The 7,606-nt window shown below is 73.2% G+C and carries 5 protein-coding genes; 2 read left to right on the forward strand and 3 right to left on the reverse strand.

Annotation, left to right across the window (positions count from 1 at the left end; translation table 11 throughout):
• Positions 1–71: 71 nt before the first annotated feature.
• Positions 72–332, reverse strand: coding sequence for an SCO4848 family membrane protein (locus tag ACIA8Q_RS08615; protein ID WP_360219525.1), 261 nt, complete (start codon positions 330–332; stop codon positions 72–74).
• 139 nt (positions 333–471) lie between these two features.
• Here ACIA8Q_RS08615 and ACIA8Q_RS08620 point away from each other — a divergent pair, with 139 nt between their 5' ends.
• A complete protein-coding gene (locus ACIA8Q_RS08620; protein WP_396316921.1) occupies positions 472–1,683 on the forward strand; it encodes a D-alanyl-D-alanine carboxypeptidase family protein in 1,212 nt (403 codons plus the stop codon).
• Between the two features lie 55 nt (positions 1,684–1,738).
• Here ACIA8Q_RS08620 and ACIA8Q_RS08625 read toward each other — a convergent pair whose 3' ends face one another.
• Both ACIA8Q_RS08625 and ACIA8Q_RS08630 read right to left on the reverse strand, forming a co-directional pair.
• Complete coding sequence (locus tag ACIA8Q_RS08625) at positions 1,739–2,689, reverse strand: YihY/virulence factor BrkB family protein (protein ID WP_360219522.1); 951 nt, start codon at positions 2,687–2,689, stop codon at positions 1,739–1,741.
• An 89-nt stretch (positions 2,690–2,778) separates the two neighbouring features.
• Positions 2,779–3,777 carry a glycosyltransferase family 2 protein gene (locus ACIA8Q_RS08630; RefSeq protein WP_360219519.1) on the reverse strand — a complete coding sequence of 333 codons (999 nt, stop codon included), beginning with the start codon at positions 3,775–3,777 and terminating at the stop codon, positions 2,779–2,781.
• Between the two features lie 133 nt (positions 3,778–3,910).
• Here ACIA8Q_RS08630 and ACIA8Q_RS08635 point away from each other — a divergent pair, with 133 nt between their 5' ends.
• Positions 3,911–7,483: a CDP-glycerol glycerophosphotransferase family protein gene (locus ACIA8Q_RS08635; RefSeq protein WP_363364108.1), complete on the forward strand. Its 3,573-nt coding sequence runs from the start codon at positions 3,911–3,913 to the stop codon at positions 7,481–7,483.
• The last annotated feature ends 123 nt before the right edge of the window (positions 7,484–7,606 follow it).

The raw sequence follows: 7,606 nt of genomic DNA on the forward strand, positions 1-7,606 counted from the left end.
GGCCCGACGAAGGCCCCCGTCCGCACCGCGGACGGGGGCCTTCGCGCGTACCGGCGGCGCGGTCGCCGGCCTCAGTCCGCGGCCGGGGCGGCGCGGCGGGCGGCGCGCAGGCCGCGGACCCCGACGGAGCCGACGGCGATGCCGAGGAGGAAGGAGGTGACGGCGAGGAGGAGGTGCACCCAGAAGAAGGCGGTCGGCTGGGAGTGGTCGCCGCCGGTGAAGGCCTGGCCGCCGGAGTCCTTCCACAGGTTCTTGACGAAGGTCGTCCAGATGATCATCGACCAGACGCCGAAGGCGGTCAGGAACCAGGAGGTGCGGCGGCTGAGCTTCATGGGATCCTCGGCGGGGGTGTGAAGGCGGTGTGCGTCCCCAGTATGCGCGGACGGCCGATCGGCGTACGGCGGGGCCCTCCTGCGGAGGACCGGCCCGGTGCGGCGGACGGCCGGCGCCCGGAGTGGGTACGGTCAGCTGGTGCCCACAGCCCGTCACACGTTCGCCCACCTGTGCGCCGCGGTCACCGCGGCCCTCCCCGTCCTGCTCGTCGCCCCGGCGGCGGCCGCCGCCCCGTACGAGCCGCCCCCGCCCACCGCGGTCGGCGGCGGCCGGCTCGGGCTCCCCGGGGTCCAGGTCGACCCGCTGGCCGGCGCCCCGGCGCTGCCCGGGGACCTCACCGGCCAGTCCTGGATAGTCTCCGACGCCACGTCGGGAGAGGTGCTGGCGGCGAACAACCCGCACCTGAAGCTGCCCCCGGCGAGCACCCTGAAGATCCTCTTCGCGGACACCGTGCTGCCCAAGTTCGACCGCAACCTGGTGCACCGGGTCGCGGACGAGGAGATCCTGGGGATCGGCGCCGGCAGCAGCCTGGTCGGCATCAAGGAGAACCTCGACTACCGGGTCGAGGACCTGTGGCGCGGGGTGTTCCTGAGCTCGGGCAACGACGCCGTGCACGTCCTCGCGCACATGAACGGCGGCGTGCAGCAGACCGTCGGCGAGATGCAGGCCCGCGCCGACGCCCTGCAGGCCCGGGACACCCGGGTGATCTCGCCGGACGGGTACGACATGGACGGCCAGGTCTCCTCGGCCTACGACCTCACCCTGTTCGCCCGGGCCGGCCTGCGCAATCCCGACTTCCGGATGTACTGCGCCACCCGGGACGCGATGTTCCCCGGCGCGGTGGACAAGAACACCGGCCAGCGCGGCAGCTTCGGGATCGCCAACACCGACCGGCTGCTGGGCAAGTACCCCGGCCTGATCGGGGTGAAGAACGGCACCACCACCAACGCGGGCTCGACCTTCGTCGGCGCCGCCGAGCGCAACGGCCGGACCCTGCTGGTGACGGTGATGCACCCGGCCAGCTACCAGAAGGTCTACGACGAGACGGCCGCGCTGCTGGACTGGGGCTTCGCGGCGGCCGACAAGGTGCGACCGGTCGGCCGGCTGGTCGACGAGCTGCCGCCCGGCAGCGAGCCGACCGGCCAGGCCGGCGGCGCCGCCGGCGTTCCCGCGCCCCCGCCGCACCCGTCCCCCACCGCCACGGCACCCGCCACCCCGGTGGCGGCCCCCGTCGCGGCCTCCCGGGGCACCGGGCCCGGCCTCGGCGGCTGGCTGGCCGTCGCGCTGGCCGTGGCCGCGGGCGGCTACGGGGCGCTGGTCGTGCACCGCCGCCGCAGGGCCGCGGGCTGATCCGCCGACGGGCCCGGGCACGGGCCCAGGGCTCAGGGGCCGGCTCCCAGGACGCTCAGGACTGGGCCGGACCCTGGGCCCGGGCCGCCGGCTCCGCCGCGGCCCCCGCCTCGTCGGCCGCCTCGATGACGGCCCGGCCGTGGGCCCTGGCCCGCTCCCGGGCGGCCTCCGGGTCGGCGAGGGCCGTCCAGGCCACGCAGTACATCAGCAGCCGGCTGACGAAGTTGATCCAGAGCAGCAGCGCCACCGGTACGCCGAAGGCGCCGTAGAGGCTCTTCCCGGCGACCGAGCCGAGGTAGGAGGCGAGCAGGATCTTCAGCGCCTCGAAGCCGACCGCGCCGATCAGCGCCCCCTGCAGCACGTCCCGCCGGCGCTGGCCGCCGATGCCGGGGAAGGGCGCCAGCAGGTAGGCGAAGAGCAGGGTGTCGCACCCTATGGCGATGAGGATGCCGATCCCGGTGAGCAGGTAGCCGTTGTGCAGGCCGAGCTGGTCGGCGATCCGCCCGGCCAGCGTCGTCCCCGCGGCGGAGGCGCCCAGCGAGACCAGCGAGACCAGGCCGAGGCCGCCGAGCACCACGCAGTCCCACGCCTTGCGCAGCACCGGGTTGCCGTCCTCCTCGGGCAGCTGCCACACGTCCCGGATCGAGGTGCGCATGGTGTCCACCCAGCCGAGGCCGGAGATCAGCAGCAGTGCCCCGCTGACGAGTCCGACGGCGCCCGCGTTGGCCACCAGCGACGGCAGGTTGAGTGCGTCGGAGATGCCCGGCAGCTGGTCGGAGATGCGTTTCTGAATGTCCGCCACCCGGCTGTCGCTGAACGTCGCCACGGCGATCGCCAGGGCGACGGTGAGCAGCGGGAACAGGGCGAGGAAGCCGAAGAAGGTGACCGCGCCGGCCAGTCTGTTCCCGCGGGCCGCGGTGAAGTGCTCGTACACCCGGTACGGGCGGCTGCGCAGCAGTCGCGTCACGAGCGGGCCGATGACCGGAAGGCGGGTCAGGAAGTCCACCCGACCGGTTATACCGGCCCGTCCCCCGAACGGCCGTCAGGCTCGACGCGCGGCCGGGGCCGCGTCGTGGCCGCCGGGGCCCGCCGCAGCTAGCCGCGGACCAGCCGGCGGGCCCGGGCGAGCGCCCTGACGGCCTGGTAGGCGCCGTAGCGGCCGTGGCTCAGCAGTTCGGTGCGCACGCCGTCGACGCCCGCCGGGGGGCGGTAGCCGGCCGGGCGCAGCCGGGCGCAGTGGGCGGCCGCGCGGCGGAAGTACTCGCGGCGGTCGCCGGGCGGGACCCGGCCGGGCTTGGAGACGACCGTGTTGAGGTGGTGCAGCATCCGGCCGTAGACGACGGGGCGCCAGTGGTCCAGGTCGGGGCGGCCGTCCAGGAAGCCGAAGACCAGGTCGTACTGGTCGAAGACGTCGAAGTGCTTGCGGCTGGCGGTGGCCAGGATGTTGCCGCCCTCCTGGCGCTGGCGGTAGTGCACGCCGACCTCGTCGAGCAGGGTGATCCGGGCGGCGGCGAGGAGCGCCGGGTACGTCCAGGGGGTGTCCTCGTAGTAGCCGGCCGGGAAGACCAGCCGCTGCGCGGTGACGAAGTCGCGGCGGTAGGCCTTGTTCCAGACGACCTGCAGCAGGTCGAGCAGGTCCGGGCGGGCGGCGAGGTCGAAGACCTCGGGGGAGGCGGCGCCGAAGACGTGGGCCGAGGCGGCGCGGGTGATCCGGCCGTCGACGTAGGTGCGGGCGTAGTCGTAGACCAGGACGTCCGGGTCGCCGGTGGCGGTGAGCCGGTCGTCGACGCTCTTGAGCAGGTTCGGGGTGAGCGTGTCGTCGCTGTCGAGGAAGACCACGTAGTCGCCGGTGGCGACCTCCAGGCCGGCGTTGCGGGCCCGGCCGAGTCCGACGTTCTCCGGCAGGTGCAGCACCCGGATCCGCGGGTCCGCGGCGGCGGCCTCGTCGAGCATCGCGCCGCAGCGGTCCGGGGAGCGGTCGTCGACCGCGATCAGTTCCAGGTCGGGGCCGCCCTGGCCGAGGACCGAGTCGAGGCACTCGGCGAGGTAGTCCTGGACCTTGAACACGGGGACGATCACGCTGAAGCGGGGCACGGGCCCCAGAGTAGTGGCCCGGAGGGGCCGCGGAGCCCGGAGGTAGGATCGGGGCGCACGTACGCACCGATCAAATGCGGTCACGCCCCCCACGGGCTGCCACGCTCCTTCCCGAGAAAGGCCTGCGTAGCCGATGGCTCCCCGCCTCTCCATCGTCGTTCCGATCTACAACGTCGAGCGTTACCTGGTCGAATGCCTCGACTCGATCGCCGCCCAGACCTTCACGGACTTCGAGTGCGTCATGGTCGACGACGGTTCGAAGGACGACAGCGCGGCCCTCGCCGAGGCTTACGCGGCCAAGGACTCCCGGTTCCGGCTGGTCCGCCAGGTGAACAAGGGCCTCGGCGCCGCCCGCAACACGGGCATCCGGCACATCGACCCGGACTCCGAGTTCCTGTGCTTCGTCGACAGCGACGACTCGATGCCGCCGAGCGCGTACGAGCTGATGATCAGCACGCTCGACGAGACCGGCTCGGACTTCGCCACCGGCAACGTGCTGCGCTTCCGCGCCGTGGGCTACTACCAGTCCGGCGGGCACTCCAGGCCGTTCCGGGAGACCAAGCTCAAGACGCACATCACCGAGATCCCGGCGCTGGTCACCGACCGCACCGCGTGGAACAAGGTGTACCGCCGCTCCTTCTTCGACGCGGCCGGCATCCTCTACCCCGAGGGCATCCTGTACGAGGACGCCCCGGTCAGCGTGCCGCACCACTACCTCGCCAAGAGCGTGGACGTCCTCTCCGAGCCGATCTACCACTGGCGCGAGCGCGAGGTCGGCGAGATGTCGATCACGCAGATGCGGACCAACCCCAAGGGCCTGATCGACCGCGTCACCTCGGTCGAGCTGGTCCGCGGCTGGCTGAAGAAGCAGACCGAGCCGCGCTTCGCCCAGTACCTGCGCTCCTACGACGAGAACACCCTCGTCGAGGAGATCCCGATGTTCTTCTGGTCCGTCGTGGACGGCGACAAGGAGTACCGGGACGCCTACCTCAAGAACGTCAGCCGGCTGCTCCGGGCGATCGGCCCCGAGCAGGTCCGCAAGCTGCGGGCGCCGCTGCGGCTGAAGTACCACCTGACCCTGCAGGGCCGCATCGACGAGTTCGTCGAGCAGATCAAGTACGAGGGCGAGAGCAACGGCGGCGTCCAGGCCCGCGGCCTGCTGCGGCCGTACGCCGACTACCCGTTCCTGCGCGGCGGGCGCAAGAGCGTGCCGTCCGGCGTGCTCAAGCTCGACAACTCGCTGGTCATGCGCAGCCGGCTGTACGAGACCGGCTGGGTCGGCGGGCGGCTGGAGCTGTCCGGCCACGCGTACCCGGAGCAGATGGGCGCGGCCGGCAAGCACGACATGGTCCGCACCCTGGTGCTGCGCGAGGCCAAGGGCCGCCGGGTGATCGCGGTGCCGATGAAGACCACGTACAGCCCCGAGGCCACCGCCAGCTGCCACCACGACCTGTACAACTGCGACTGGGCCGGCTTCAACGTCTCCATCGACCCGAAGAAGCTCCGGCACCGCGGTCAGTGGAAGGACGGCAACTGGCGCGTCCTGGTGGCCGGCGCCGGCAAGGGCGGCGTCTACAAGGGCCGGATCTGGGCCGGCTGGAGCGACACCGCCCAGTACATCCCGGCGCACTGGGTCGAGCCGGACGTGCGGATCGTGCCGTGGGTCCGGGACGGCAGCGTCTACCTGCGGGTGGAGACCGTCAAGGCCCGGGTGACCGGCCTGGCCGCGCACGGCGGCCGGGTGGAGGTCTCGGGTGCGGCCCGCTCCGGCGCGAGCTTCGCCGGGGCCAAGCTGCGGCTCCTGCACGTCGAGTCGGACCGCGAGCTGGCCTACCCGGTGGAGCTGGGCACGCCGGTCGGCAGCCTGCAGCCGTTCACGGTCTCCTTCCCGGTGGCCGAGCTGACCGCCCTGCGCGAGTCCTGGGCCGAGCTGGACCCGGTGGCGGCCGACCGCGCCCGCGACCGCTGGGACACCTCGCTGGTGCTCGCCGACGGCAGCACCGTCGCGATCGCCTGGGACGACCGCAACGCCCCCTCGCAGCTGCACCTGGCGCTGAACCCGGAGGCCCCCTCGGACCGGCGCCGGGCCCTCTACTCCAAGCCCTCCCCCAGCGGCTACCTGCAGTTCTCCGACCAGCTGCTGCAGCCGGTGGTGGACGAGGTCTCCTCCCGCGGCGCCGACGGCTTCCTGCTCAGCGGCTCGTTCCCGCTGCCCGGCACGCACCGCTGGGAGCTCGTCGTCCGGCACAACTGGCGCGAGGAGGAGCACGTCTACCCCGTGGAGATCGCGGACGGCCGGTTCCGGACCGCGATGCCGGCCGTGCCGACGGCCTCCTTCGCCGGCCGGGTGCCGCTCGCCCAGGGCACCTGGGGCGTCTTCTTCCGCCCGCTCGGCGCCCCCGTCGAGGAGATGCCGAGCTCGTACGCGCTGATCGCGCCGGAGTGCTTCGGCGCGCTGCCGCTGGAGGTGGAGTCGCGCGGCAAGCGCGTCGTGCTGGAGCGCCGCCACCACGACGGGATCTCGCTGGAGTCGCACTCGGCGCTGCTGCCCGAGGAGCGCAGCGGCTACCGCCAGCGCCAGCTGCGCAACGTCGACTACCCGGGCGCCCGCCGGCACCCGCTGCGCGACGCCGTGCTGTACAACGTCGGCCTCGGCGGCCTGTACGCCGACTCCCCGCGGGCGATCCACGAGGAGCTGGTCCGCCGCGGCCTGCCGCTGGAGCACCTGTGGGGCAGCGACGACCTGCAGGCCGAGCTGCCGCAGACCGCGGGCGCGCTGCGGCTCTGGAGCCCGGAGTGGTTCGAGGCGCTGGCGACGGCCAAGTACATCGTCACCAGCACCCACCTGCCCGACTTCTTCGTCCGCCGCCCCGGCCAGGTCGTCGTGCAGACCTGGCTCGGCAGCCCGCTGAAGCAGATCGGCCTCGATTTCGAGAAGGTCTGGTTCACCGATTCGAACTACCTGAAGGGCCTCGCCAAGGAGGTTCCGAACTGGAGCCTGCTGGTCGCCGGGAACAGCTGGTCGGCTCCGGTGCTGCGACGCGCGTTCGACTACAAGGGCGAGATCCTGGAGAGCGGTTCGCCCCGGAACGACCTCCTCTTCGCGGTCGACCGGGAGAAGACCGCCGAGCAGGTCCGGGAACGGCTCGGCCTGCCCGAGGGCAAGAAGGTCGTGCTCTACGCGCCGACCTGGCGCGAGGACCGGCGCCGGCCGGACGGCGGCTACCAGCTGGACCTGCGGATCGACCTGGAGGCGGCCAAGGCCGCGCTCGGCGACGACCAGGTGCTCCTGGTGCGCCGGCACAGCATGATGTGCGGCCAGATCCCGGACGCCGGCAACGGCTTCGTCTGGGACGTCGGCAGCTACCCCGACATGGCGGAGCTGCTGCTGATCGCGGACGTGCTGGTCACCGACTACTCGGCGAGCGTCTTCGACTTCGCCGCGACCGGCAAGCCGGTGCTGTTCTTCACCTACGACCTGGAGCACTACCGCGACAACCTGCGCGGCTTCAGCCTGAACTTCGAGGCGGAGGCGCCCGGCCCGCTGCTGGCCACCTCCGAGCAGCTGGTCGACGCGCTCGGCCGGGTGGACGAGGTCGCGGCCGAGCACGCGGACCGGGCCGCCGCGTTCCGCGAGAAGTACTGCGACCTGGACGACGGCAAGGCCGCCGCCCGGGTGGTCGACGCGATGCTCCGAAAGGAGTAACCGCCCCCCCCGCCCCGGGGGGGGGGGGGGGGCCCGGGGGGCCGCGCCCCCCCCCGCGGGGCCCCGGCGGGCGGGGGGGGCCCCCCGGGCCCCCCCCCCCCGCCGGCCGCCGCACCCCCCCCG

The sequence above is a fragment of the Kitasatospora sp. NPDC051705 genome, assembly GCF_044453265.1.
Taxonomy (GTDB): Bacteria; Actinomycetota; Actinomycetes; order Streptomycetales; family Streptomycetaceae; genus Kitasatospora.